Origin of the sequence: Micromonospora sp. L5, from assembly GCF_000177655.2 — a bacterium.
Lineage (GTDB): Bacteria > Actinomycetota > Actinomycetes > Mycobacteriales > Micromonosporaceae > Micromonospora > Micromonospora aurantiaca.
Map to the genome: position 1 here is coordinate 6,614,156 of NC_014815.1, position 26,604 is coordinate 6,640,759.

Consider the following 26,604-nt stretch of genomic DNA (forward strand, 5'->3'; position numbering starts at 1 on the left):
CAGGAGCCGGCTGGACAGCGCGTCGTAGACGGGTAAGACAGAACAGCGAGGGCTCGCGGTTAGGCATTGGATCTTGGGTCGACTGCTGTCTTACCGGAGCTCCGGCCTATGTCAACCGCGCTACGTCCCGCCCTCTGCGACCAGGACCATCACGATGAAGAGGTCCGGTCACCGCATCTCCTTTGGCGGTCCGTGCATCGTAGTCGCGCTGGACGGCATAATCTGGCCACCGGGGTCGGTGATTTCGGCCGGTATCGCCCGTAGGCGTAGCTCATTTTGCCGCGAACAGGAACGAGTCCGTTGGGGCTTGCCGTCGGGGCTCGGACGCGGGCAGGTCGGGAGCAGGTGCGTCATTGAATCAGCGCGTCGATGATTGTCGGTAGATACCGGCGCACCTGCTCGCGGTCGCTGTTCTTCTCCTGCTCGGACAGCTCGGCGTAGGGCGTCTCGATTTGGGCCTCCCAGCGCGCTGCCAGCCCGGCAGGGATGACCAGGGAACCGTCGTCTAGGCGCTCGCACTGGTCGTGGGCATAGCGCTGCCAATGCGCCCACCGCTCGTGCTCGATCGCGGCGAGTCGCTCGACGGTCCGCTCGCTTTCCAAAAGTTCACGGATTTGGTCGTGTGATGGCATCAGATCAGATCCTTCTTCACGAGCTTCCAGTAGTGCTGGCCGAGGACAGTGAGCTCGCACGCCTTCGACTCCATCGCTGCATGCCACATGTGCGCCGCGTCGACCGGCCGGACCAGGTTCACCTTCACCAGCGACTGCAGTACCGCGAAGTCGGCGGTCTTGGCGGGGTCCGGCGGCGGGACCGACTCGTCCTCCGTGCCTGAGCGCTCGGGTTCGTAGCCCGGATCGAGCGAGAGCTGTGTGGTGGGCTCGCCGAACAGGACCGTGAGCTTCTGCAGCTGGGCCAGCTCGATGGGGGCTTGGGCCTCCCGAAGCGAGACGAACTTCTTCACGTTCGTCTTGAACACGGGCCGCTGCGCCCAGTTCCCGAGAGACTGATCAATGTGCGCGTACACACTGCCCGGCGTCACGTCGCCCACAAGGTTGGCAGCGGCCCCGCTCAGCGCGTCAACGAGCAGCCTCGTAAACACCCCGGAGCCGCCGGTCTCCATGGCGTACTGGTCGGCGGTCGACGCTGTCAGGACGGTGACGCCCTCCTTGATCTCGGCGACCTGCGCGGCAACCGGGTTGTTGCCCGCGACGCCGCTGTGGCAGCTGTCGAGGATGATCACCTTGTTCTTCGCCGGTGAGTTGTTCGCGAAGGTCATCACCTCCTGCAGCGAGAGCCCGTCGTGCCCAGCGGTGCAGTCGCTCGCGCAGATGAAGCCGCCCGACCCGTCGATGTAGCCGTGGCCGGCGAAATAGAACAGGGAGATCTCGGCGTCGTCGCGGAACAGCTCCTCGACGGCCTCCCTCAGCTCGGTGCGCCTGACCGCCGAATCGGAACCGGTAGCAGTCATTAGCCTCGGTTGTGCGAAGTTGAGCGTGCCGTCGGCATGCCTCTCAAGCACGCTCTTGACTGTGTGAGCGTCGTTCACGGCGCCGTGGAGCGACCCGATCCGGTCGTAGTGGTCGATCCCGACGATGAGCGCCTTACGCATGCCGACGCCCTCAGAGCGAGTCGATGAAGCCGGCGATGTTCGCGTCGGTCCACACGACCGTCCGGACACCAACGAGGTTGGTGCGGTCACTGGCGTATGCCCAGACACCCAGCAGCGGCTTGCCTTCGTCCTTAGCGCACTGGATCTCCCACTTCTGGCCGGAGGAAGTGAGCGAGTTCCTGCTAACGAGCACGATCACCCCGTGGGAGCGGCGGATACGCGTGCGGACCTTGTCCTTCCAGCCGGAGTCATAGGGCTCCTTCACCGACATATCGATGAACTCGTACGGCGTGCGAGGGTGCAGCGACTGGCCCTTCAGCATGTCCCTCTGCCGCTGGTCCTCGATAGCGAACGCAACGAAGATGATCTTGTTTTCGGCCACCTGTGACCTTCCCATGTGTTCGAGCAGCGACCATAGTCGATCGCATCCGAGCTGCTGCGAGACTACCGACGGGCACCGACACTCACGGTAAGGCACGGGCGTCCGAAGTTCGACACCCTGTGCGCATGCTTCAAGGCTGCGGGACTGGCACAACGCTGGAGTGTGGCAACAGCTGCACGAGACACTGCTTGCCGGCTGCGCGGCGCGGGGCAGTTGGACAATGCAGGGCGGTGATCGAGCGCCTGCAGGCCCATCTCCGGCGCCGCGCCGGCCTGCCACCTCGTCACCCCGCAGCCCCGCTCGACTCGTCCCCACGGACGGTGCCGGGTCTCGCATACTGTCCCGTGTGAGGTCGACGGCGGTCACTGGAGCGGCGACGTGAGGCGCGGCCGGACCTGGCTGCTCGCTCTGCTTGGCGCCGCCGTCGCCGGCATCGCCTGGCAGGTTATGACGAATGTCGACCTCCGCACCGGCGATCAGCTCGCGAGCGTCATCGGCGCCGTGATCGGCCTGCTGGGGATGGCAGTGTCCCTGCTGGGGATCCGGCCACCGAAGGACCCGGTCGGCGAAGGCGATGCGGTCCACCGACGGCTGACCGTCGCGGCCGAAGGATCCTTCCGGGCGCAGACGCAGATCGCGACCGGCGGATGGAGCTCCCGGCTGCCGCTGCGTTGGACGGCGGATCCCGACCTCGGCGGTGGCGTCGTCGACCTAGCCGCGCTCGCGCGATCGACACGGGTGACCCGAATGATCATCGTCGGCGGGCCCGGATCGGGCAAGACGACCCTGCTGACCATGCTCGGCAGCATGTTGCTGGCGGACCACGCCGAGCGACGGCCGGTGCCGCTCCTGTGCCCGGCCGCCTCCTGGAAGCCTGACCAGGAACCGCCAGAGGCATTCGTCGTGCGGACCCTCGTCGCCACCGGCATGCTGGGAACCTCCGACGAGGCCGCCAGCGCGCGCCACCTCGTCCGGCGTGGCCTCGTGCTTCCGCTCATTGACGGGCTCGACGAGCTGTCCGAACCGCAGCGGTCCGGGGCGATCTCGGCCCTCGACCGGCTACGCACCGGATACGTCGCCACCTGCCGTACGGCGGAGTTCGCGAACATCAGCGCGACGGCTCAGCCACGGGCCGTGGTCGTCGAGCTGATGCCTCTGCGGCGCGACGATGTTGCCGCCCTTCTCGCCCAGGACCCGGCGACCGCCGACCGTTGGGGCCCCGTCCTCACCGAGATCGCCGCCGATCCGCGCGGACCGCTGGCGCAGACGCTGGCGACGCCGCTGCTCGCGGGGATCGCGCGGGACGCGTACGGCGACCCGGCTGCGGATCCGCGCGAGCTGCTCGACCAGCCGGACCCGGCGGGTGTGGTGGTCGAGCGTATCCTCGAACGCCTGCCCGAGCGGACCCGCACCGGGTTGACGGAGCTGGCCGCGGTCAGCGCTCAGCCACCCAACGAGATCGTCTGGTGGCGGCTCGCGGCCGAGACCGGCGGGGCGGTAGCAGCCACCGCGCGATCCGCACGGTCCGGACCCTGCTGCTTCTCGGGCTCACGGCAACTCTGGCCCGCAGCGTCACCCCCGCCCTCGTTCTGGCCACGGTGATCGTGCTGACCCTGCGCGGCGGATTGATCGAGGGCCAGCCGAGACCTCGCCGAGTCGCGTGGTGGGGCTGGGGTGACCTCGTCCGGGCGGCCGTCGAAGCGGCCAGCGGCGCGGTGATCGCCGTCGGGCTGCTCGCGTTCTCCGCCGGGGCCAACTCGATCTTGCCCTTCGTGGCCGCTCATCCGCTGGCGGTGAACCTCGCGACCGGTGCCGGCGCCGCGACGATGGTCGTCGCGATGGTCACCGGTCGGCACCCGCGCCGGCCGCCGCCCCCGCACCCGTCGTTGCGACAGGACCGGCTCGGCGTGGCCCTTCGCGCCCTGTGCGCCGCCGGCCTCGGTGGGGTGCTGCTCTCGGCCGCACACGGCTCCCGGCCACCGGTCGCGGTGGCTGTCCTGTCCGTGATGGTGCCGCTGCTCGCGGTGTTCGACGCCAGCGCGTGGGGGCAGTACACGGTTACGCGGCTGCGGCTGGCGGCCCGGGGCCGAATGCCGTTGCGGCTCGAACGGCTCCTGACCGACGCCCACCGAGCCGGAGTGCTGACCCGGACCAGGGACGGCTATCGGTTCCGCCACGCCCTCATGCGCGACGCGGTGATCCGTCACGCCAACGCGCGGCGCGGGCCCGCGGCGGCGGTGACCGACGAGTTGCTGGCGCAGTTCCTGGCGTTGCCCGAGGTGACCGAGTATCTGGCCCCGGCTCCGGACGAGCGTCGTCGCATGCTGGAGCACCAGGTGCGGCGCGAGATCACCACCGACCCGTCCGCCGTCCTGGAGAGCGGAGCGGCCCACCACGATCGGTTCCAGCAGGCACGTGGTCAGCTGGTGGCGGCGGCGGTACCGGCCTGGGCGCGGTTGAACAGCGTGTACGGGCTGCTCGCCGGCTTGGCGCTTGCGGTGACGGTGTTCGCTTTCGGCAACGCGCTCTGGTCGTTGCGGATCTCCCCGCTGACCACGCCGGTCATCGCCGCCGTTGCCACGATCATGCTGTGTGGAGTCGTCGCTCGCGTGGCGGACCGGCTGGGGCGCCGCGGCATACTCTCAGCCTGTCTGGCCGTCATGGTCGCGGCGATCGCGGCGTTGCTGACGCTGGCGGGCATGTCCTTCCGGCGCCTCCCGGGGGTGGAGTCCCTCGTCGTGGCGGCCGCCGTCGCGGCCTCGCTATTTGGCCTGTCGTGGGTGGGATCGCGCCAGGCCGCCGACGCGTGGCGCCGCTTGTGCAGCGACGACCCGTCACGATGGCCGGAACCCGCACCGGCGACCCGCCGCTACGACGAGGCGGCCCCGCCAAGCCCGCGAGGACTGGCTGGTGGCGATGGCCCGCCACTGGATCGTGCCGAAGGTGTGGCCCTTTCTCGGGCAGGGCGGCGACCGGAACTCGTTGCGACTGCCCGTGCTCAGCCCAGGACGGCTGGGCGACGTCAGCCGCGCCGAGCAATTGGTCGAGAATGCGGCCGGTGGTCGCGTCACCTGGGCGTTGCGGGAACTCGAGGGCGCCAGCATCGGCGTCAGCGGCCCGCGCGGCACCGGCAAGAGCACGCTGCTCCAGCGGTACTGCACCGAGCAGTTCCGAGCCACCGAGGGTGACGTGCTCGTCTTGGTGCAGGCACCCACCACCTACGACCGGCGTGAATTCCTCGTGCACCTGTTCGCGGAGACCTGCGTACGGCTCGGCGCCCCCTCGCCCGCCCAGCCGGCGGCGCACCGGTGGCGGTCACGGATCCGCGTGCTGTTGCCGGCAGCCGTGGTCCTGGCCGGCCATCAGCGATGCCGTCACCGCCATGCTCGGCGACCAGCCGGACCAGCTTGCGGAACTGGGCGAGCTGCAACCCGGTGAACGGAAAGATCCACTCTGGGCGGGCCGCCGTGATCACCTGCACCCGGGCATCCGGCCCGGCCGTCCTCTACAGACAGACGTCAGGGTTACGAAACGTCCCGTAGGGGCGCTCAGCAGCGAGGATGCCATGTCTCTCCGGGATGACCAGCGTCCATGATGGACTAATAGGCTACTACAATCAGGGTTGGTACGGTGACGATTGAGGCTTTGGCGGCGTCGTGGTTGAAGGGGTCCCTGTCGCGAAGCGCTGGACGGCAACGCTGTCGATGAACACGGTGACGCCTCACGCGGCCCGCGCACCAACGACGGCGCAGCTGGCGTCCTAGAGTCGGACTGTGCGGATTCGGATCGAGCGCAGCGACCTTCCCGGGTGTCGCGCCGGCGCGACGAGCGCAACGGATCTGGGAAAGGGCGGCGGATGGCTGAGAAAGAGCCGACGCCGGTCCACCTGACGAAGGTGCTCGACGGTCTTGCCGAGAACCCGGCGCTGCCGACCGGGCTGGTCCGCCGGCTGGTGCGCTACCGGCGCGGTTTCGGCCACGTGGCCAAGCGCGCCGACCTGACCCTGGACATGATCGGCAGCTCAACCAGGACGTTGTCGTCGGACAGCCGGCCGAAGCCTTCGCGCACCTGTACGCGTGGCTCGCCCTGGTAGTGACGACCCTGCGGAATGGCGCGCGACTGCACGGCAGCCAGGACGCGGACGCGCTGGTGACCGGCACCTGCCGGGACGTCCCGAGTGGGTGGCCGAGACCGACCTCGCGCTGGCCGAGGCTCTGCTACTGCCGGCCGTCCACCTGTTCGCCGTGGTGGCGGGTGCATCCGCGCTACGGGAGACCGTCGAGCTGGCGCGCGGCGCCAAGGACGACCTATACGCCGAGGCGCGGTCGGCGCTCGCCGATGCCGGGCTGGCCGTACGCCTCGAGGAGGCTGTCTGGCGAGTCGACGGTGTCACCGGCAACCCGCAGCGGGCCGCCGCCGACGTGGTGACCACGGTGCGGCGGGTTAGCGGTCGAGCGGCGGTGGCGGTGGCCTGCACCGGAGGAGACCGTGCGGTGCTGGTCGCCTGCGACGACCGGATCATGCTGCTGGCCGACTCGCGCACGGCAATGTGGTCGGTGTACGAGTTGTCCTCTGTGCATACGCTGCTCTCCCTCGTCGCCGGTGCGGTGGGCGGGCTCCCCCCGAGGCCCGCACCCGTCGTCCGCTGCGCACCCCACCTCCGCAGGTCAGCGAGCTGGGCCAGCTGATCGGCGTGGACCTCGCCGACACCCTGAAATCCTGACGTCACCGGCACGACGGTGGCCCTGCCGTGCCCGGCCGAACTGTCACGTGCACGGCGCAGCAACAAACTCCGGCTAAGCTCAGCACTATCGATCGCTTCGAAGGCTCCTTGCCCCGCCGCCTCACGCTGGCGCTCGCGTCAGGCGCGTTGCTCGCCATGGCCACCGCAGCGATTTTGATCATCTGGCACGAGTCCGCCACCAGAGTGGTCGGCGCCGATGGCTACAAGACATTGCTCCAGTTCCTCATGGTGGTCGTGCTAGGTGGCGGCGTCTCGTTGCTTTACCAGGCTTTCAACCGTCAGGCCGAACAACGGGCCGAGCGACTCAAGTTGGCCGAGGATCGCGCGACCGCCATCCGCGAAATCCGCCAGCGCTACCTGGCCGAGCTGGTGGTGCTGTACAACGCGGTCAAACGAGCACGCCGCTTGCTGCGCGCCAGAGCCCAGATCCACACCACAGCGGGAGACGGGAAACTGCGGGTCGTCACGTACGACGAGCAACTCCAACTCCTCCTCGACGCGCAGCTGAGCCTCGAACTCATGATCCGCAATGTGAACGCTGAGGGCGAAGTCTTCGACGGCGTACCTGAGCTCGTCCTCTTCTTGAAGTCCACCGAGGAATATTTACGGGAGCTGGTCACCGAGTACGAAACCGTCATGCCGCGCGTCCCGTCCGGCACCACCGAGATCCCCACTCCCCCAAAGCTCGCCGACTTCATCGGCCCGTACGAGCACTCCGATTTCCGTCCCGATTTCATCCGCCCGGTCCAGGCCGCCATGGCCGCCGTCCAAAGCTTGATCACCGCCCCACAACCCTGATCCCCCGCCTCTTCGGACATCAGGAGGATGCGCGATGGAGCGCGACCATGGGCTCGAGGAGATCCTCGACCAGCTCGATTCGGAACCGGCGAAGGCCGCGCTCCGGTCGTGGGCGCAGGACACCGGAGTTCGTCTGACCCCGGTCAACTGGTCGGCCTCGGGTTTCACGTCGGCCCGGGTGTTCGGCGTATACGCACAGGGGAGGACGGGATCCAGCAAAGGAACCATCATCAAGGTGGACACTGCGCCGGATCGGGCTCTCACCGAACTCGAAGCGAATCAGCTGGCGGAGTGGCACGTTAAGCCGCTCAGGCTCGACCATTTGGTGCGCTACAACTTTCCCGTCAAGCCTCTGATGGGCGGCGGCTGGATCACGTTTCAGCAGGTCGCGGGGGGCGGCTTCGACCACACCATCGGATTCGACAAGATCTTCGAGAAGCACAATGATCCAGGGGCTACCTGCAAAGCCATCATCCGGTCGCTGCTCCTCGACTGGAATGCCAACACGATGATGAGTGGTCCGATGACCGCCGGGCGGGTCCTGAAGGAGTTGCTGGGAGACCGGATCGAGCCGGGTGGGTTGCTGCACGCTTGGGCGGACAGGTACGCCGGCCTCGTCTCCGCTTCGAAGACCTGGCTGCGTCACCCGGACGGGGACCTCGTCAATCCCTTCGCATTGGCTACCAACAGCGCGCTCGGAGACCTCGTCAATTTGTATCCCTTCCGCGGGCACACCCACGGTGACTTGCATCCGGGAAACCTGCTGGTGGCCACGGAGGCTAGCAATCCGCCTGACTACTGGCTGATCGACCTCTCGCGATACCGCCCGCGCGGGCTCCTGGCGTGGGATCCGTGCTATCTGATGTGCACTACCATCGCGATGCGCCTGCGCGAGCAGAAGGCATTGGATAAGGCCGCGCTAAGGGACGCGCTGCTGCATCCACAGACCGATGATGGAAAGCTCTCCTCGAAGCTCGACCGGGAGATGCGCCAGTTGATCTCCGGCATATACGGCGCCGAACACGAATACGCGGACGCAAACGGCCTGCTGGGCGACTGGCCGAAACAACGGCTCGTCTGTCTCACCGCGACCGGGCTGATCCTCTCCGGTCGGTCACTGCTCACACCGGCCGACCGCCAGTGGTTCTTCTGGCTCGCCGCGCATGCCGCCACCAAACTCCTCCCTCGTGACGAGATCGAGGACACCGACCGGCTACAACTTCCCCCGGAGTTCATCCTGCCGGGAGCCGACGCCAACGCATCGCGCTCCCGTCCCAGACAAACGACGGGCGGCAGTGCGGTCCCGGCCTTCCACGAACCGGCACGGGTGGCGTTGCGTAAGCGGCTGGTCGACGGGCCGTACGGCGTGGTCGTCGTGGTCGGGCCGCGCGGGGTCGGCAAGTCGACGCTGGTCAGCAGCGTACTGAGCGGTCTGGACAGCAGCCAGGTCCAGGTGTTCCGCACGCCAGCCGTCGGCGGGGCCCTACTGGACACGAAGACCCTCATCGAGTGCATCGAGGGTGGTACGGCCCCGGGGGCCGATCTGCGGCCGGGTGAGTCTTCGTTGGCCCGATTGGAGGCGGCGCTGGACGCGATCGAAGACAAGACGATCGTCATCGTCGTCGAGGATGCGCAGCAACTGCTGGGGCCGGGCGCCGTGCTCACTGACGGTGCCTTGGACGAGGCTTTCGAGGCGCTGAGCGCGCGACCAGAGCACCGTGTCTCGATCGTGCTGGTCACCAGCGTCGTGCCGACCTCTCCGTCGGACGGCACATGGGCCGTGACCGAACCACCGATCGCTATCGCGCGCCTGAACTACGACCACTTTGTGGGTTTGCTGCGGGAGCGTCCCGGTGGCTCCTCGCGCGTCCGGCGACTGGACGACGAAGGGCTCCGCCAGCTCTACCGGGTACTACAGGGCAATCCACGCCTCACCAACCTGTTCCACGCGGTCTGCGTGCTGTCCCTTCACCGCGTCCGGCTGTGCGCCCTGGTCGACGAGCTGTCCGGCCTCGCACCGAGGGAGGTGCCCGGAACCCTGCTCAGTCTGCTGCTCAACGACCTTGAGCCACCGGCTCGCCGGGTACTGGAGGCGCTGGCGGCCTTTCGGATCCCTGTCGCCGAGGAGCACGCTCTGGCTCTGTTCGACGGCACGGCCGACGAGGAGACTCTCCACGCGCTGGAGAGACTGACCGACAGCATGCTCGTGCGGCGGGACGGCGACCGGTACGAGCTCACGGACGCCGACGCGGACGCGATTCTCCAGCGTATGGACGGAAGTGCTCGGGACCTGTCGTCTGACGTTGCGGCCCGTCTCAAGGAAATGCGCAACCGGAATCCTCGAACCGTGGCTGATCTTGCAGTTCACTTCGCGGAGCTGCGGGCGCTGATCGAGGCGGGTGAGTTCGAGTCAGCGTACGAGCTGCTGGAGAACATCCACGACCGGCTTCGCGAGGTAAACAACACCTTCCTGCTGCTCGACACCCGCGACACGCTGCGCGGCCGCCTCGGCCACCCGTACCTCGAGATGGCCAACGAGAGTGCGATCGGCGGCATCCACCGTTCGCGCGGACGCTTCGCCGAAGCGCGGGCCGCCTACCAGCGTGCACTCGCTTACGCCGAACAGGACCAGCACAAAGTGGCGAAGCTCAGGATCGGGGCCAACTTGGCCGCGATGTCCTGGCTCGACAACGATGCCGAGGAGGCGTTCGCGCGCTATCGAACGGTGCTCGACGGCGCCGAACAGCTCGGCGATCCAGTCCTTCGGATGGGAGGGCTCGAGGGCCTAGCCGACTGTTACCGGCGCTGGGGACGGTTCCCGGAAGCCATCGATCACGTCGAGACGGCATACCGCCTGCCCTCGGAGGACGGCTATCCCGACACGCCTACCGCCCGCCGGGCTGCGGCCCGCAGGGTCACCCTCGCCCTGAAGCTCTCCCGCTGGCATGCCGAGCTCGCCCAACTGCCCGACGCCCGTCGGTGGATCGAGGAGGCGCAGCGCTGGGCGAACAACAGCGCCGGCCGTTGGCATCGGGCGGCGCTCGCCGACGGCGAGGCTGACCTGTTGTTCTGGGAAGGCGACAAGACGGCTGCACACGCCCGTGCTGCCGAGGCGGTCGAGCTGGCCCAGCAGCTGCACGACCCGGCCATCCTGACCAGAGCTCGAACGACCCTCTGTCTCGTGCACCTGGAGAACGGCGAATTGGGCGTCGCTGCGCAGGAGATCCTCTCAGTCAGACGCTACCGGCGCCCGGGCCACTCGCTGGTCGTCCTCGCGCTCGAGGCAGTGGTCGCCCGGCGCCAGCGCCGCCCCGCCATCGCCAGCATGCGGTTTCGGCAGTTGGCCGCCGAGTCCGGCGACCGCTGCCGGCACGATCCCCGCGACTTCGCGGCCGGTGACTTCCGAGCACTCGCGATGTGCGTTGACGTTCTCGACCGCGACGTTCCGGTCGACGACGCCGTGCAGGCCTTCCGGGAGTCACGGTCCGGGGCACCGGAAAGCGAGGGCCTACGCAGACTCCTGCGGTTCCTGGTCAGCCGGATCGACCTCCGCGGCCGCCCCCGGGGTCCATTGCAGCCGGTGCTGGACGAGCTCTCGGCAACCAACCCTGATCACGAGCCCGCATGATGGCCTCAAGGCGGCTACGTACACCGATCTCCTTGTATAGAGCCTGCAACAGGCGAAACATCGCGCGCTCGGAGTACCCGGCCCGCTGGGCGAGCTGCGCCACGGTGACTCCCTCGGCAAGCTGACGCAGCCACTCCAAACGTTCCGCCGGGGGAAGCGAGTGTTCCTCGCCGGAGGCCAGCGCCACCGCCACCCCGGCGGGCAGGACCGCCTGACCGTCGAGCGTGGCCTCGATCGTGCGTCGCAACGTCTCGTCGGTGACACCGCGCGGTATCACCGACCGGGCACCGGCACGCACCGCCCGAACGCCGAGGACCACGACGTCGTCCTCGACCACAGCGATCACCGAATGGGGTGACATTTCCTCCCCCAGCCTGAACAGCAGATCCCAGTCGCCGTGCCCGATCAACGTCAACAGCACAACCGCGCCCGGAGACCGGCGGACCCATGCCAGCGGGTCTTCAGGCGTCTCGACGATGTGACCGATCGCGGACAGGGTCACGGCCACTCCCTGCTTATACATCGGCAGGGGGTCGAGGACCGCGACATGGACGGTCACCGGTGATGGACATCCCTTCTCGCCGCGCGGGCTACAGCGTAGACACCTGTGCTCGCCCACCGGTCCGTCGACTCACCAACAGGTCAGGTTTCTGCCACTTCCTGGCACGACCACGGCAGATATCGGTCGGTATTCGGCATGCGCCGATTTCCTTACGCTCGGTGCACCTACGCCTTCGAGGAGTTGCCGTGGTCTACGACGACGACCCCAGCGATCCACCTCACCAGGATTTCGACGTCAGCGGTTTGCCGCTGCCGACACCTGTACCGCCGCCCTCACCCGAGCTGTACGACCTGATCGCCGAGGTCATAAAGGAGTACTGGGATGAGGGCTTGGCCCGTAAACTGACCGAATCTCAGCGGAGGCAGAGGGCCCGACAGGTTCAGCCCCTGTCCGAACTCACCAAGGGAATGGTCCTCTGGGTCCAGAAAACTCTGCACCCAGGCGGATGATTATCGGGCTGTTCAGCCGCCGTTGATCGACAGTGCGATGCCGGCGATCATGGCGGCGCCGGGGGGCGCCGACTGGGGCGGTTGGCTCAAAGGCGGGGACGACGATCTGGGCAAGATGACCGCGCCCCGGAACGACTGGCGGACGACGTCCGATACTTCCGCGAATGCGGCACGGGGGTGCTCGGCTCATCGGCTCGTCCCGGCCGTCCGATGGGGCCATGGTCCGGACGTATGCGGAGGCAGGCGCGACGTAGTGGCTGGAACACATGCACAGCCGCCATGGGGCCTACGAAGACCTGCTCGCCCGCGTGGAGGCCGGTCCGCCGCCATGAACCACTCGGCCCACAACCTCGCCGGATGGCCCAAGCCGGGCGGGGCGAGAAACGTAGTCGGAGGCATGCTGACTTGCCCGAGTGACTGCTTTCCGGATGCGGTGGTCCACGACTTCCTGCTGCGCGAGATCGCGGAAGACCGGGATCGAGCGTGGGTGTGCGCGCAGTGCATGCGCCGCGATGGCCGCGGCGGCGCCGGACCGTCCTGATAGCCAGGCGCGGATGGCTTCGTGGACCTCCCAGTGGACCCGGTCCCAGTCGTTGTTGAGGTAGAAGATGGCGTCGACCGTGTCCTCGAGCAGGTCCCATGCCTCGATTGATTCGGCGCCACGAGCGATTTGCAGCAGCCATAGGCTGAGGTTGTGGACGTCGCCGGCGTCGATCGTCATCTCGTACCCGCCTGTAGGTAGCTCCTGAATGCCTTGGACTACGGCGCGGGCGGTCGTGGGGTCGGCGGACACCGCCTGTTCGACCTGGGTGTTGTTGAGGTGGACCAGCACTTCCGTGTACAGCAAATAGTCGCTGCTCGTGTCTGCGGCGAGACGGAAGAGGGCGGGCGGTGTTAGATCGCCTCCTTCGAGGGCCGCTGCGATGAGCGCCCGGCCACGGTTGACGGGGGGAATCGGCGGCGGGTCGAGTTCGTCCTCGATCAGCGCGAGAAGCTCGTCCACGGTCGCTGGGCGCTGGCGTGGGTCGTAATGGGTCGCGGCGCGTACGACCGCCCGCCAGGGGCCTGTCGGGGGGAGATGCGGTACGTTCGCGCGGGGATCGGTCTGCAGGAGTGCCCAGCCGATGATCTGGCCGATGCTGTAGATGTCGGTCTGCGGGCCTACCGCGTGGGCGTCGGTGTACAACTCGGGCGCGGCATAGCCCAGGCTGCCGTAAAGCTCGCCGGCCTGCGTGCGTCCCGGCGCGGTGGTCTGCCCGCGAGGACGGCGGCCCAAGCCCCAGTCCGCGACGACCCACCGGCCGTCAAGCCACAGGATGTTGGCCGGTTTCAGGTCGCGGTGGATCCATCCTGCCTGGTGTGGCTCCCGCATGCCTTCGCAGATCGCCGTGATCAACTCCCGCAGCGGTCCGTCAACGCACAGGGCGGCGGCCATGTCCTCGGCCGAGTGATCCGCCAACGGCATGACGAGCCAGTCGAAGGTAGCGCTGAAATCCAGGACCGGCATCAGGTGACGGTTGGAGCCGAACATGCCGGCCGCTTCGACCTCGCGGCGCATCCGGGCCCGCTGGCCTTCTCCCGTCATTCGCAGCCGCTTCAACGCGACGGGCGTGCCGGTGCTCTTGTGTTTGGCCCGGAACACCTGTGCCTGCCCACCGGTCTTGAGTGGTCGAGGCTCCAAGGCATAGTCCTTGCGCTCACCATGCGCCACAAGCCGCACGGGCATGAACCGAACAGCGGTGTCCGCGGCGACAACCGAGAGGGCTCCCGCAGTATCGACCGGCGTTCCGCTCGCCGCATCAGCCGCAGACGGCTCAGCTTCGACCGGTCTCGCCAGCGCGTTGGTGCGGGCCGCGGTACGGACTCCAGAGCCCATGCTGATCTCGACGATGACCGGGTGTGGGGCTCGGCTGTTGCCCCGCACATCGCCGAGCAGGAGCAGCCGCCCCTGCGCGGTGACGCCAAGCCCTTGGACCCGGTTGAGCTGCATTTGTGTGATAAGGCTGCTTGTTCTGGCGGCGAGATCAACACGATGCAGGAAAGCATGCACGCCGATACGACTGGAACCTGCGGCGATCACCTCGCCGCCACGGGTCACAAGGTATTGGGGACTCGGCGGCGACTCGATCCAGTCTTCGCGCCGCACCATAGTGCTGCGACCCAGGTCCACAACTGTGCTGTGGCCCTCCGCGCCGAGAAAGAAGCGCAGGTCGCCCAACCATGCCGCGCTGAGCACGTCCGCGTTGAACGATATCGAGTAGCGTTGCTGATCACCGATGGTGCCACCCAGCCGGACCAGGCCCAGCGTCGCGCCGCCCAGTTCGGCGCCATTGCCACACAAGGCCCATGCCTGCCCACCGGGACCCCACAGCAGCATCCGGGTATCGCCCAGGTCCCCGGCGATCGGAGTTAGAACATCGTCCTTCCACTCCACGACGGCCGAGCCCCGCCGGACCAGGATCCCACCGTCGGCCGAAGCCAGAGCGCTTCCCGAGCAACCCGCCAGAGGCAGGAGCCAGTGAGCGGTGCCGCGCAGGGTGTCGACCTCCACGACACCTTCGCCGGTCGTGATTAGCATCCGGGAGCCATCAACGGTGAAGCCCGTGATTTCACCCCATCCTGCGCCTCCGCTGAGCAGATGCTGCAGCGAGACTTCGCCTGTGGCGGCGATCTCGAGTTCCCACGGCATCGGCGACCGGGTGAACGACACGAACGACGGCGGATCGTGACGCGGTGCCGTCAGCAGCAGGTCGGTCAGGGAGGTGAAGGCGGTGCCGTCGAAGTCCGTCCGGTCACCGAGCTCCTGCGTCGCCTTCTCGATCGTCAGCAGGCCGCACAGCGCGGCCTCGACATGCGTACGATCCAGCAGCACCACTGATGGGACCTGGGGATCCATTGCCTCACCGGCGTGGGCGTCGAACCCCGACATCGAGATCAACGCGACCTGCACGTTGCTACGCTGCCGCGCGGCCTGCTGCCACATGGCGACGTCCTGCGCCGTCAGCGGCGAATCGCGCCAAGTTAGACCCAGCAGCAGCTTCGTGTCACCACGACGCAGACCCAGCGTCCGACTCGTGCCGAAAAGCGGCGCCGCTGGCCGCAGCTTAACGCCGGACGCGCTCAGGAGATCGTGGAGGATGTCCAGCAGCAGCCTGCCGCGCTCCCGCTCGTCATGACCGCCGCCCAGGAGCTGCCCGTACCGGGCGGTCAGCGTAGGCACACCATCCAGATCGTTCAGGTCGGCGCCGCTCACTGAACCCCCTGACCGCGTATCAGGCATGACACTGTGATTGTCTCCCGTCCGGTCCCCACCAAAGAAGCCGCCACCTCTTCCTCCCGGGTAGGCCCGCGTGAGAGTCTCTGGATTCTGGTGGTCGAGCCGAAGGGCTCGCGGTACGACTTGCGCTGATCGTGCGCGAAGACCTGGCCGGCCCGTCCGTGGAGTGTGGGTGCGGATAGCAGCACGCCAGCCCGACGACTCGGGCGAGCCGAGCAGACCACCGTCCGAACCGCCAGCGTGCGAACGTGCGTCCAGGCCGCCGGGGTCGCCGGCCGCTACGGCCACGGCACCGACCGGGACAACCCCCGCGCCGAGGCGATCGCCGCGGTGCGCCAGGTAACCACCGATCCTCAGTTGCTGGGCATCCAGGCCGGCGTGGCCATAGCCGACCCGCACGGAGTCAGTGGGCCGACGGTCGAGCTGCTGGAGGCGGCCGGCGCCGACATGCAAGTGGCCGCCGAGCACGCAGCCGAGGTCCTCGAGAGGTTCGAGCGTCAGGGCGACTGGCAGGACGCCCGACGTCTAGCCCTCTGGTTCGTCGGCGGGATCCGGCCGTACGGGGGTCACGTCGAGCCGGACGATGTGCCGCGCGGAGATGACAGTGTATTTCACATCGAGTGCGTGGGTCACGCCATCAGCGGTGCGCAGGTCGATCGGGGATTTGAGGACGAGGTCCCTGTTCTCGTCCTCCTTGCTGGCTGTGCTGTACGTGAAGAGATCTCCCAGTACGTAAGCGCCGTTGTCCAACTGCGCCCCAACGACCAGCACTTCTGCGTCACCTCGGTGTTGCTCGATGGCCCGATACCAGGCCGAGATATCGAGAATGGTGGTTTCGCTATAGCCGGTGAGCCGCTGGTACCACTTCTTGGCTCTGGCAGCTTGGAGCGCCTCCACGAAGCGCGGGTCGGCTGCAAGGGCGCCAAGCAGCGTGGCGAACGCGAGCAGCCCTAGGGCCCACCACGCCAGGTGGACGTGATGCTCTCGCGCAAAGTTGTTAGGGTCCCGGATCAAGCCGCGCACGTTGGGCGTATGCCCCGGGAAGAACCAACGCAGCGCCGCGAACAGCAGTCCCGTCATGCTCAGGCAGACGACACTCATGAAGACGACACGCACCGTCTCACGGAACGCCGAGAGCGACTGCGCTGGAACGACCTGTTCGTGCCTCAGGACATACGCGAGTCCGGGCGCGAGTAGCGCGACGAACAGCACCAGCCCAATCGCCGACGTAGGAATCAACTATTCCTCTTTGGTTACTTTGGCTCCCGAGTCGGGCGGCGGTGGCGTCGGACGCGAGGTCGCCGGCTGTGCCGGGGTTGCCCCGGGAGCCATCTTCTGCCCGCGGTCACCGAACGTGTGGTCCGGCCGGGTGTCCATGGTCATCCGCCTCGTGCGGTCGTCGCGCTCTGCCATCGGCCCTCCTGAATGCGGCGCCATCGTACACCCGCAACATGGATGATCGCGCCAGCGGGGATCGCCGCAACCCAGCATCCCCCCCCTCGGCTGGGAACCTGGCAGCGCGCGTCAGTCGTCCTCCCGGGATCTCAGGTGACGTCGCGCCCGCAGTAGGCTCGATCGCCACCGACCAAGGAGGGGACCATGAGCCTGTGGCACGAGGCCGCCGATGCACTGACCGAGGCCATCGACAGCGAGAAGTCCGGCAGGCTGTCGACTGACCAACTGCTGAAGGTCGCGGAGGTCAAGGCGCTGCTGGCGATCGGCCAGGAGCTGTCCGCGATCCACCACGACGGCATTAACCCGGAGTACCACGCGGACTGAGGTCCGGACACGACGAAGCACCCCACCTGGAGGTGGGGGCCTTCTGTGACCATCAGCGTGCGGCAGTCAGCCCGCTCATCGCGACCTCCAACATGAACGAGCACCAGTCTGACCCCGTGGGGTGTAGGTGTAGGTGGGGGGCGTTGGGTCTGTCAGACGTTCGTCTTACAGTCCCGTAGTCCCTCGATTCGGCCGCTCATAGCGGTCGAGTGAGGTCGTGCGGGTGACCGTCGTTTGATGGGTATCACCACTGCCACCTGGCGGTGTCGGCCCGGGTCTTGCCCTGCGTCGGGACGGGCGCGGTGTGTCAGCGGGGTGCTGAGTCGCGGGCGTCGTTTGGTCCGGATGCCGTCCAGCGTCGGTCCGGTGGACGTAACGGCGTGCCGCGTGAGTAGGCGGCGATACCGGTCATCAGCTGCGTCCAAACTTCGGCCCGCCAACTGGCGCCAGTCCGGGTCACCAGGAGTAGGCGGCGGCCGTTCCACCAGCCGTGCACTGCTGGCTCGTCGGCGGAGACCACGTGAACGTCGGGGAAGTCCCGGAGAGCGTCCAGCGCAGCGATTACCGCCTTCCGTGCAGTGCGGCCGGGGGCGATGCGGACGACGGAGCCGTCGAGCCGGGCGCCGGCTAACCGGTCTACTGCATCGTCTAGCGCCGAACGCCGCACAATGGAGCGAAGCTCGGCCGTGAAGTCGGTTTGCGCGAACAGCACTCCGAGGGTGTGTCCGTTTAGCCCGGTCGCGTAGCGTCGGATCGTCTCTTCCGACGCTGCCTCCAGCCAGTCGATCCAGTCGATGTATGTCTGCCGTAGCTGATCAAAGTCTGCGATGAGTCGGTTGTTGGGCTCGTCCTGCCGGTCGATGCCCGTGCGTAGGGCGACGAGTCCGATGGTGGCGAGGGAAGCGTGCTCGTCGTTCAGGCTCTCTTGCTGGTCGGTCAGCCACAGCTGCAGCACGACCCGGTACAGGAGGTCCGTCCAGTCGGTTTCGTCTGCCCACAGCCCGCCGGCGATCAGGGTCAGCATCAGTCGGCTGACAGCCAGCTTCGCCGGCAGGGGCCATTCCTCCGACGCGTCTACCAGTTCTTCTGCCTGACGTCGAAGGTTGGTGCGCTGGCGCTTCGTGAGAGCGTCGAGCACGGTCGCGACGGTTTCGGGTCGCGTCGGCGGTGCTTGGCTTGCCGTCGCCGATCCGCCGACCTTGTTTGCCTTTGACGCAGCGTCGTCGCCATCAGGGAGGTTGAAGATCTCATCGTCCGTGGGTGTGGATCTTCGCCGATTGTCGAGGCCGAGGGTGAAATGCAGGAGAGCAGGACCGACCTTTGCGGTGATGCGGCGTTCCACTTGGCGGCGTCGGTCGGTGCCTGGCGCAGGGGCGGTGGTGTTGTCGGGTCGGACCGAGGCTAGGTCGGCAAGTGCCTTGAGTAGCGCTTCCATGTGCTCGTGGTCGGCGATGACCAGTGGCAGCGGCGTGTGTTCCAGCGGAGAGGGGCGGTCGATGCGTGACAGTGCGGCGTCGACGTCCGTGACGACGACGTTGCGGATCTCGGTGCCCGTGTCCGTCGTGACGTGGGTGGTGGTCTGCTCGTCGAATGTGATGGACCAGTCGGGGGTTGGGAAGCCGACGTAGAGGTGGAGTTTGCCGTCGCTGCGCTCGTGGTTGAGTCGCAGCCCGCCGACCAGAAGCCATGCCGGGACTTGGTGCTCGGTGAGGACAGTGGCTTCCACTCGTTGCGCGCTTACCCGGACGCCGAGCACGCGTAGTGAGGCTCCGCTGAGGTTCCGGTCGGTGGGTTTCCGCAGCTGAAGGTTCGCTGGGTCGTACAGGTCTACCGGGTGTGCGGGTACTGCGGCGATCAGCGGCTCCGAGGTGGCTGTCAGGAGGCCGAGTTCGCAGTTGCCGCCGGTGGCCATGGTTGTGGTCAGGGCGGCGGTGCTGCAGTTGGCGCTGCCGGTCAGCGCCCATTTTTGGTCATTGGTGGTCCATTCGACGATCTTCGCGTGGTGGTAACGACTGCTTTCGGGGGTGGTGACGATGCCGGTGGGTACTTGTTTGACCACCTCGGCGAGGGTCGCCGGGTCGCATTGGACGTCCCGGGTGAGTAGGAGTTGCAGTTCGGCGGGTTTGAAGCGGTCCACCAGCTGGCGTAGCGCCTCGGCCCGCGGGTCGAAGAATGGGGCGGAGACTGCCAGCGACGTGGTGGGCGCCTTCGGGACTGGGAGCTGCTCGATGATGGGGCGTGTGCTCGTGGTGACCAGTGTCGGCTGGTCGTGTTCCGGTTCTGTCGGACGGCAGGTGAGCAGCTCGGCGACCCGGTCGAGGCGGTCTCGGCCGAGGTGTTCCATCCAGACGGCGGCGGTCAGTCGCCTCAGCCAGTCGGCGAGGTCGTGGAAGAGTTGCGGCACTGCCGGGCCGGCGCTGCGCAGCAGCGCCCAGACCTCGGCGTTGTGGTGCCAGCCTGACGGGGTGGCGTTACCGGAGCCTATGGCCACCACCGCGTCGGTCTCGGAGGCGATCACGATGAGTTTCGGGTGGAAAGCTCCGTTTTGCTTGCACACGGCGGGAAGGGCGAGATAGTCGGTGCGGCGAGGGCCTTGAGTGAGCTGGTCGGCGTCGTAGAGGATCGTGGTGCGGGCTCGGACTGCCTGTGCTTCACGGAGGCAGACATCTTCGAAGAAGGACAGGTCACAGGTGTAGGTGAGGACAAGGACTTCCTCTGCGTCGGCCAGCGGTCGTGCGCGGAGCAGTCTTGGGGGCGCGGCGCCTTGAAGTTCTTCCCATTGCGTCACGACGTCCCCCCGATGGCGCGGGGGCCAGCGCTCCAGGTGTCGCCGTCGTGGGCGAGTACGCCCAGTTGCTGCATGACGTTGGTGAGCGTCTGCAGGCGCAGCGATACCGCCGCCCGACCCTCGTGGCCTTCCAGGCGCCACTGGTCGCCGACGCGTCGTAGCCGGGTGGGAAGCCGTAGACCGCCTCGGGTCCACTGCATCTTCTGCCGGCTCACCGACTCAGCGCGGTGGAACAGCGCACCCGCGAGGTCAGCGACGGCGTCGACCAGCGGGCGGTCGGCGTCGCGGGTCAGCCATGCGGTGACGTAGCCCGGTCCCAGATCGTCGGAGAATGGGCCGGTGTAGGCGGCGCGGGTAACCGGGTCGAGGAGATCCACCCGGTGGGCGCCGACGGCGAGCAGACGTAGCATCCCGAGCACCGTCCAGTCGTCGGCGTTCAATGCTTCCTGGTAGAGATCATGTTCGACCGGCAGGGGGTTGCCGTCGCCGTCGATCACCGGTGGGAGGCCGTCGAGGAGCACCTCTCGTACGGTGACGTCCGGGAGACCGTGGACGAACTTGGTGATTGCCTGCTGGAGAGTGCCGGTATCAGACAGTGGCGACACCAGTCGCGCCCAGATGAGGCGCCAGGCCCAGACCGACCAGTTGCGTAAAAGGGCGCCGCGCCAGACGAGGGCATGAGCGTAAAGCTCCTCGCTCACGTGGTCGCGCAGATCGGGTCGAAAGCACAACCAGCGGTCCATGGACATGTCGATCGACTCGCCGTCGATCTGCTCGCCTGTGAGCGCCCCTACCAGCAGCGCCGTGCTGTCGCGGTCGACACGGGCATACGTTGAGCCGTTGGTGTCGGCGAAGTACGCGTTCCGTACGCAGTCACCGTCGGGTGCATCTGCCATGGCGCATACGCACAGGTAACGCAGGGCGTCGAGGTCTGCCACGGACAGCGGCTTGTCCCGAGACGCCACGGTCAGTATCTCGTCGAGGGCGGCGAGTTGGTCGGCGTCCGCTGCCGGTCCAGGCTGAGGGATACCTCCTCCGTCGGTGAGGCCGAGCACTGCCTCGATCCCCGCGTAAGTCTGCAGATAACCGCCCGCGACGCGACTGTAGGTTCCTGATATCCGAGGCACGTCCACGGAGCGACGGCGCTGCAACTCGGGCCTGATCGTGTTCACACCATGCACGCCAAAGGAGCCCGCCCGCAGGTGGTGACCGTCCTCCGCCGCAGCATGAGCGACCGACACCGCGCCCAGGACAACCTCGCTACGCCGGACGAGCGTGTGGAGAGCCTTGAGGTCTTCTCGATCCGCCCAGCCGCGTCGCTGCGCCTCGATCGCAAGGCGAGCGTGCAGGGAAAGGTAGCGAGCATGAGGGGTGGTGGTGATGACGCCGGGGACCAGCGCCGTGGCATGCGCACCGATCACCGCTTCGACGGCAAGAGGCTGACGGCCGGTGTCCTCCGGGGTGTCTGGCTTGACCGTCCAGGCCGGCCCCAGCATGGCAGTCACGAGCACTCCCCTGCAGTTGAGCGCTGATCGGAGAGATCCACCGCGCTACGGAACCAGACGGCAGAAGGAACATCAGGAAAGTGACAGATTGCCGACACGGGCAGTGAAGGACAGCGCGCCATTGCCTATGCCGATGTGTCCGGTCATGGAAGAGGGGCTTGGCCCGGCATCGATACGTCGAGAAACCAGTGATCGGTAGCGAGCAGGCCGTTGCTCGGGGCTGGTAGCGCCCGGATCTGACCACCTGAAGGCGAACGACGTTCAGCGTGAGTTGGGCAACTCGGCGCGTGCGGGCGGACCCGACTTTGCGCCGCCTCAGGATTGCGTCAGCGGGCCCTACGTACTCCTGGTCCACGGCCTGTACTGGTGGACAGTGCTTCCATTCAGCGTGGACCATTGGCCGCAGCCGTTCGGTTCGACAGGGGGTGCCCGACGTGTTGGGGCGGTTGCGGCCATGGCTGACGCTGCTCAGCGCGTCGGGTACCGGGGGCGCCCTCGCGGTATTCACGGCCATGTGGCTGCCACCGTGGGCTGCCGCTGCCGTCGGTACGGCGGGGGCAGGCGTAGCCGGTGTCTTTAGCGCCCGCGCCCAAGAGGCCATCAACCGGACAGCACGACGTGGACGAGATCGCCCGCGACACGTACGCGACCTCAGCGATCCGATCGGACTTGGCGTCCACCCCGCAGCGGTCGCGCAGGACGAGGCGGGTCACACCAATCGAGTTCCGGAGTTCGTGCGCCGCGACGCGTACATGTCGCTGTGCGCCCGGCTCCGTGAAGGCGGCTTCGTCCTGTTGATCGGCGAGTCGACCGCCGGCAAGTCCCGTCTGGCGTTCGAGGCGATGCGCGACCAGCTGCAAGACCACAGATTTCACCAGCCGACCCCCGGGCGTGGCTTCGACGACGTATTCGCGGCCATGGCTACCGGACGTCGACATGTGATCTGGTTAGACGAGTTGGATCTATACCTCGGGGCGGGCGGCCTGACCATCGACGTCGTGCACCGGTTTCTCGCGCGGCGGCCCGGTTGGCACGTCGTGATCCTGGCGACGATGAGAGTGCGCGAGTACGACCGCTACAGCGCCCGCCACCGTGAGGTCTCCGACGCCGCAGTCTGGCGAACAGGTCGTGACGTACTTCTGCTGGCCCGCGACCCGCTGGAGCTACCACGCGAGTGGTCGACCGACGAACTCAGCCGAGCGCGAGCGGCCACGGCGGACCGCCGCGTCGCCAGGGCCGTCTCGCAGGCACAGCATTATGGCGTTGCCGAAGTCCTCGCCGCGGGCCCTGAGCTCGTCGCCGATTGGAGACGCGCACAGTCCATAGGTGATCATCCGCGTGGCGCCGCGCTCGTCGCCGCTGCCGTCGACTGCCGCCGCATGGGCCTGCATCGTCCCGTCCCGTTGGACCTGCTCGTGTCGCTGCACACGACATACCTCAACGGCAGCCGCAAGCAGCCGCCTCTTGAGTCGACCGAGGAAGCGATCGCTTGGGCGACGGCTGTCACCTATGGCTCGAGCAGCCTGCTCACCGAGGTACCCGGGCAGGGGTATCTCGCTTTCGACTACCTGATCGACCAGACGTTCCTTGGGGCCGTGCCCGAAGCAAGCTGGATCACCCTCTTACCCCACCTCACGCCTGCCGAGTCATACGACGTCGGCTGGGCGGCGACTGACCTGCAGCGACCTGACCACGCCATCGCGGCGTTCGACCATGCCCGGCGACACGGCGTCGCTAACGCCGACTACGCCTACCTCCTCGCCTGGGGTAACGCCGGCCATGCGGCCGCCGCGGCCAGGCAGTTGGGCGAGATCGCCGCTGACCGATCTACTCGCTTGGGCGTCAATCATCCGGACACTCTGCAAGCCCAGCACGACCAAGCTCGCTACCTCGGCGAGTCGGGCGGTGCGACGCAAGCTGCGCAGATCCTTCACCACGTCGTCGTGAGACGTACGGCCATCTTCGGGACCGACGACCCACTGACGCTTACCTCGCAGGAGTACCGAGCCAAGTTCCTCGGCAACTCCGGCGAATACGACATCGCAGTGCGCATGCTGACCCAGAACGCCGAGCAGCGACGCCGAACCTTGGGCGATACACACGTCGATACACTCCTGGCACGCGTCAGCATCGCCCGCTACACGGCGAAGGCAGGCCAGCCCGACGTGGCTGTTCGTCAACTGGCCGCCCTGATCGATGAGATGCGCGGCGTGGTCGGCCCTGACAGCCCGTACTCACTGAGCGCCCGGTACGAGCACGCGCGCGCTGTCGGCGACGCCGGAATGCCGCAGGAGGCTCTTCACCTGCTCACAGAGCTCCTCGCCCAACAGCGACGAATCCTCGGCTCGGCGCATCCCCGCGTACTCAGCACGCGTCACCAGATCGCCCGATTCATCGGAGAGACGGGGAACGCTGACGCCGCCGCGAGCCTGTTCGCCGAGGTCGTTGACGATCGGGTACGCGTCCTTGGCGCCGGTCATGTCCGTACGCTCGGTTCCCGTCTGCAGCACGCCAGGTTCCTCGCGGACGCCGGCGAACAGGAGCAAGCTGCGCCGACACTGCACGCCACCTACCGTCTCTGCCTCGAAACCCTGGGCCAACAGCACCCGCTGAGCCAATTCGCCGAGAACCTCGCCCGGACCGTCCCCCTACCGAAGACAAATTGAGTCCAGCCGCAGATCACGGCACGGGGAGCCCACCCCCAGATCACCCTGCTCTGGACCGCATCCGACCGGAACGCCACCAGCGACGCGCATCTACCTGGTCAGGTGTCCGGATGGCGTCGTCATATGGTTCGGTCCACCGCCGTTGTCGTCGCAGCTGCCGGGCGGTGTGAGAGGCGGCAAGCCCGGGGGTTGAGCTTGCCGCCCGTTGACCGCGTTACTGGCATCCGGTCATCTGCTTCCTTGCTTCGGAAGCCCGCACTTGCTTTCGGTCGTAGCCCGCCCGGCGGCGATGTGTGGGGCTGTGAGCGCGCGGACTCCTTGGGGCGTCAGGAGCTGCAGGTGTTCAGCATGCTCTGCAGGGCGGACTTCTCGGATGACTGCAGGCTCAGCCCCCAGTTGTACTTCACGGTGATCCACATCTTGCTGTAGGTGCACCGGTAGGACGACAAGGGCGGCTGCCAGGTGGAGGGGTCCTGGTCGCCCTTGGCCTGGTTGACGTTGTCGGTTACGGCGATCAGCTGCGGGCGGCTGAGGTCGTTGGCGAAGCTCTGCCGCCGGCTAGTCGTCCAGCCGCTGGCGCCCGAGCGCCACGCCTCGGCGAGGGGCACGACATGATCGATGTCGACGTCGGAGGCCGCCGTCCAGGTCGCGCCGTCGTACGGGCTATACCAGCGGCCCGAGGTCGCCGCGCAGTTGCTGTCGGTGACCACGGACGTGCCGTCGCGCTTGAGGACCGTCTCGCGGGTGTTGCAGGCGCCGCTGATGGTGATCCAGTGCGGGAACAGATCCCGGGAGTACCCACTGGTCGACCCCTCGCTCTTGACCGTCAGAGCGTTGAGCTGCGACTGGGCGCTCGCCTTGGACGGAATGCCGGGAGGTGTCGCCGAAGCCACCGAGGCGTCGACGGCGACCAGGCCGGCGCTGGCGACCATCACGGCCGCTGCGCCGGTCAGGGCACGCCGTGCCAACGCCGATGTGGTGAGTCGTGGGGTGAGTCGCATGAGGGCCTCCTCGGGCATCGGTCGTGACAGCGACCATCTCGCCTCATCATGTCGATCGATGGTCACCATTGTGAAGAGTGGGGAAGGCTCCCGCGAACACTGATCACAGCCGTTCCCTGTCCGCACCACCGGCCGGGCGAACTCGCCGGTCCGCTGCCCCTCCGCCGATCGCGCCTGTCGAGATGGCGACGAACCGGCGATCAGCGACGATCCGACGTCCTAGAGTGCGACTCTCAGGCTGGCACGACACCTGCAATTCCGGGAGCGACGGTGGCCAACAACCTGATCGTCATGACATGGAACGTCGAGAACCTGTTCCCACCCGAGGACACCGACACGTCGGCGGCCGACACCTACACCGCGAAGCTCACCTACCTCGCCGGCCTGATCGTCGGCACCGGCGCCGACGTCGTCGCCCTTCAAGAGATCGGCAGCCTCCGGGCCGCGCAGGACCTGCAAGCTGCCCTCGGTGAGCCCTGGCAGGCCGTCGTGTCCTCCCACCCGGACAGCCGCGGCATCCGCGTCGCCGTCCTCGCCCGGCATCCCCTCACCGAGGAAGCGCAGATCCTCGCGCTGCCGCCCTCCGGATTGCCCGCGGTCCCCGACGTCGACGGCGACACCCTGACCCACATGGGCCGCGGAGCGCTTCAGGTACACGTCGACTGCGGCGGCGTAGGGCTGCGCCTGCTGACCGCGCACCTGAAAAGCAAACTGCTCACCTACCCGGACGGGCGACGCTACCCCCTCAACGAGGACGAGCGCGCTCGTGGCGCCGGCTACGCCCTCCTGCGGCGCACCGCCGAAGCCGTCGCCCTGCGCGTACACCTCAACAAGGCCCTCGCCGCAGCCGCCGTGAACGGTCAACCGGGCATGCCGACCATCCTCTGCGGCGACCTCAACGACGGCCCGGACGCCATCACCACCGTCCTGCTCGAAGGCCCAGCCGACGGAGACGTAAACCGCCCCGACAAAGGCGACGCCGTCCGGCTGTACAACCTCGGACGACGCCTCCCCCCAGCGCGCGCATACTCCCGCATCTACCAAGGCAACGGCGAGCTCATCGACCACATCCTGGCAACCCGCGACCTCCAACTCCAGCTGATCACCATCGACTCCCTCGTCGACGACATCACCTCCATCGGCGCCTCCACCCGCAGCCGAAAGAAGACCGTCGTACCAGACCACGCACCGGTTATCGCGCGATTCAACGGACAACGCAACCAGCCGGTGTGACCGGCATTCGGCGTTCACGGGATGGCCGACGTGAACCGCTGCCGGTCATGGACAGCCCTCGAGACTTTGTCGGTGGACCCCCGACAGCAACTCTGACAAAACTTTGACAAGGTCATCGGACCATAGCCGCCCCCGCTCTCGATAATGGACACATGGCACTGTTGCTGGTTCCGTAGCGGC

The 26,604-nt window shown here is 67.4% G+C and carries 19 protein-coding genes and 3 pseudogenes; 12 read left to right on the top strand and 10 right to left on the bottom strand.

Annotated elements, in window-relative coordinates; genetic code table 11:
* Positions 1-350 precede the first annotated feature (350 nt).
* Genes ML5_RS29580 through ML5_RS29590 form a run of 3 tightly spaced genes read right to left on the bottom strand, consistent with a single transcriptional unit; the run spans position 351 to position 1,994 of the window.
* Entirely contained in the window at positions 351-632 is a 282-nt protein-coding gene (locus ML5_RS29580; protein WP_013477323.1) for a hypothetical protein, read from the bottom strand.
* On the bottom strand, positions 632-1,612 hold the full coding sequence (locus ML5_RS29585) for a caspase family protein (protein WP_013477324.1): 981 nt from the start codon (positions 1,610-1,612) through the stop codon (positions 632-634). Before ML5_RS29585 ends, ML5_RS29580 begins: the two co-directional genes overlap by 1 nt.
* A gap of 10 nt (positions 1,613-1,622) precedes the next feature.
* On the bottom strand, positions 1,623-1,994 hold the full coding sequence (locus ML5_RS29590) for a TIR domain-containing protein (protein ID WP_041784341.1): 372 nt from the start codon (positions 1,992-1,994) through the stop codon (positions 1,623-1,625).
* Between the two features lie 133 nt (positions 1,995-2,127).
* Between ML5_RS29590 and ML5_RS33355 the strand changes: the two are divergent.
* The 3 genes and pseudogenes from ML5_RS33355 to ML5_RS32200 form a co-directional block, all read left to right on the top strand.
* Positions 2,128-2,213 (top strand): annotated as a pseudogene (locus ML5_RS33355) (IS5/IS1182 family transposase); the annotation flags it as partial.
* A gap of 159 nt (positions 2,214-2,372) precedes the next feature.
* Entirely contained in the window at positions 2,373-3,596 is a 1,224-nt protein-coding gene (locus ML5_RS31745) for an NACHT domain-containing NTPase (RefSeq protein WP_083816971.1), read from the top strand.
* Positions 3,593-5,182, top strand: coding sequence for a hypothetical protein (locus ML5_RS32200; protein ID WP_143766969.1), 1,590 nt, complete (start codon positions 3,593-3,595; stop codon positions 5,180-5,182). The genes ML5_RS31745 and ML5_RS32200 overlap by 4 nt, the downstream gene beginning before the upstream one ends.
* A 161-nt stretch (positions 5,183-5,343) precedes the next feature.
* Here the strand turns inward: ML5_RS32200 and ML5_RS32205 are convergent.
* Positions 5,344-5,475: pseudogene (locus tag ML5_RS32205) on the bottom strand (IS5/IS1182 family transposase); the annotation flags it as partial.
* Positions 5,476-5,850: 375 nt separating this feature from the next.
* On the opposite strand from ML5_RS32205, the gene ML5_RS29600 reads away from it, so the two are divergent.
* The 4 genes from ML5_RS29600 (at position 5,851) to ML5_RS29615 (ending at position 11,164) form a co-directional block, all read left to right on the top strand.
* Positions 5,851-6,087, top strand: coding sequence for a hypothetical protein (locus tag ML5_RS29600; protein WP_013477328.1), 237 nt, complete (start codon positions 5,851-5,853; stop codon positions 6,085-6,087).
* Positions 6,088-6,175: 88 nt separating this feature from the next.
* Complete coding sequence (locus ML5_RS29605) at positions 6,176-6,682, top strand: hypothetical protein (RefSeq protein WP_013477329.1); 507 nt, start codon at positions 6,176-6,178, stop codon at positions 6,680-6,682.
* Between the two features lie 62 nt (positions 6,683-6,744).
* Positions 6,745-7,536 (top strand): hypothetical protein, encoded by a 792-nt coding sequence (locus ML5_RS29610; RefSeq protein ID WP_013477330.1) that lies wholly within the window; start codon positions 6,745-6,747, stop codon positions 7,534-7,536.
* Between the two features lie 34 nt (positions 7,537-7,570).
* Positions 7,571-11,164, top strand: a complete 3,594-nt coding sequence (locus tag ML5_RS29615; RefSeq protein WP_013477331.1) for an AAA family ATPase — start codon at positions 7,571-7,573, stop codon at positions 11,162-11,164.
* On the opposite strand, the gene ML5_RS31750 is transcribed toward ML5_RS29615, so the two are convergent.
* On the bottom strand, positions 11,070-11,723 hold the full coding sequence (locus tag ML5_RS31750) for a response regulator transcription factor (protein WP_013477332.1): 654 nt from the start codon (positions 11,721-11,723) through the stop codon (positions 11,070-11,072). The two genes, ML5_RS29615 and ML5_RS31750, sit on opposite strands and share 95 nt — an antisense overlap.
* Positions 11,724-11,911: 188 nt before the next feature.
* Here ML5_RS31750 and ML5_RS29625 point away from each other — a divergent pair, with 188 nt between their 5' ends.
* A complete protein-coding gene (locus ML5_RS29625; RefSeq protein ID WP_013477333.1) occupies positions 11,912-12,175 on the top strand; it encodes a hypothetical protein in 264 nt (87 codons plus the stop codon).
* Between the two features lie 286 nt (positions 12,176-12,461).
* Here the strand turns inward: ML5_RS29625 and ML5_RS31300 are convergent, their stop codons facing one another.
* Positions 12,462-15,428, bottom strand: coding sequence for a serine/threonine-protein kinase (locus ML5_RS31300; RefSeq protein ID WP_013477334.1), 2,967 nt, complete (start codon positions 15,426-15,428; stop codon positions 12,462-12,464).
* Positions 15,429-15,692: 264 nt separating this feature from the next.
* Between ML5_RS31300 and ML5_RS33045 the strand changes: the two are divergent.
* Positions 15,693-15,950: pseudogene (locus ML5_RS33045) on the top strand (hypothetical protein); the annotation flags it as partial.
* A 27-nt stretch (positions 15,951-15,977) separates the two neighbouring features.
* On the opposite strand, the gene ML5_RS32490 reads toward ML5_RS33045, so the two are convergent.
* Complete coding sequence (locus ML5_RS32490; RefSeq protein WP_255348691.1) at positions 15,978-16,691, bottom strand: DUF6338 family protein; 714 nt, start codon at positions 16,689-16,691, stop codon at positions 15,978-15,980.
* 360 nt (positions 16,692-17,051) lie between these two features.
* On the opposite strand from ML5_RS32490, the gene ML5_RS29640 reads away from it, so the two are divergent.
* Positions 17,052-17,231, top strand: a complete 180-nt coding sequence (locus tag ML5_RS29640; RefSeq protein ID WP_013477336.1) for a hypothetical protein — start codon at positions 17,052-17,054, stop codon at positions 17,229-17,231.
* Positions 17,232-17,538: 307 nt separating this feature from the next.
* Here ML5_RS29640 and ML5_RS29645 read toward each other — a convergent pair whose 3' ends face one another.
* Positions 17,539-20,019 (bottom strand): hypothetical protein, encoded by a 2,481-nt coding sequence (locus ML5_RS29645; protein WP_013477337.1) that lies wholly within the window; start codon positions 20,017-20,019, stop codon positions 17,539-17,541.
* The gene (locus ML5_RS29650) at positions 20,016-21,524 is read right to left on the bottom strand and encodes a hypothetical protein (protein ID WP_013477338.1); all 1,509 of its coding nucleotides are present in this window, start codon (positions 21,522-21,524) and stop codon (positions 20,016-20,018) included. Before ML5_RS29650 ends, ML5_RS29645 begins: the two co-directional genes overlap by 4 nt.
* Positions 21,525-21,949: 425 nt before the next feature.
* On the opposite strand from ML5_RS29650, the gene ML5_RS31305 reads away from it, so the two are divergent.
* Positions 21,950-24,190 (top strand): tetratricopeptide repeat protein, encoded by a 2,241-nt coding sequence (locus ML5_RS31305; RefSeq protein ID WP_143766970.1) that lies wholly within the window; start codon positions 21,950-21,952, stop codon positions 24,188-24,190.
* A gap of 326 nt (positions 24,191-24,516) precedes the next feature.
* Here ML5_RS31305 and ML5_RS29665 read toward each other — a convergent pair whose 3' ends face one another.
* Positions 24,517-25,191: an HNH endonuclease family protein gene (locus ML5_RS29665; RefSeq protein ID WP_013477340.1), complete on the bottom strand. Its 675-nt coding sequence runs from the start codon at positions 25,189-25,191 to the stop codon at positions 24,517-24,519.
* 270 nt (positions 25,192-25,461) lie between these two features.
* Between ML5_RS29665 and ML5_RS29670 the strand changes: the two genes are divergently transcribed.
* Complete coding sequence (locus tag ML5_RS29670; protein ID WP_013477341.1) at positions 25,462-26,424, top strand: endonuclease/exonuclease/phosphatase family protein; 963 nt, start codon at positions 25,462-25,464, stop codon at positions 26,422-26,424.
* Positions 26,425-26,604 lie beyond the last annotated feature (180 nt).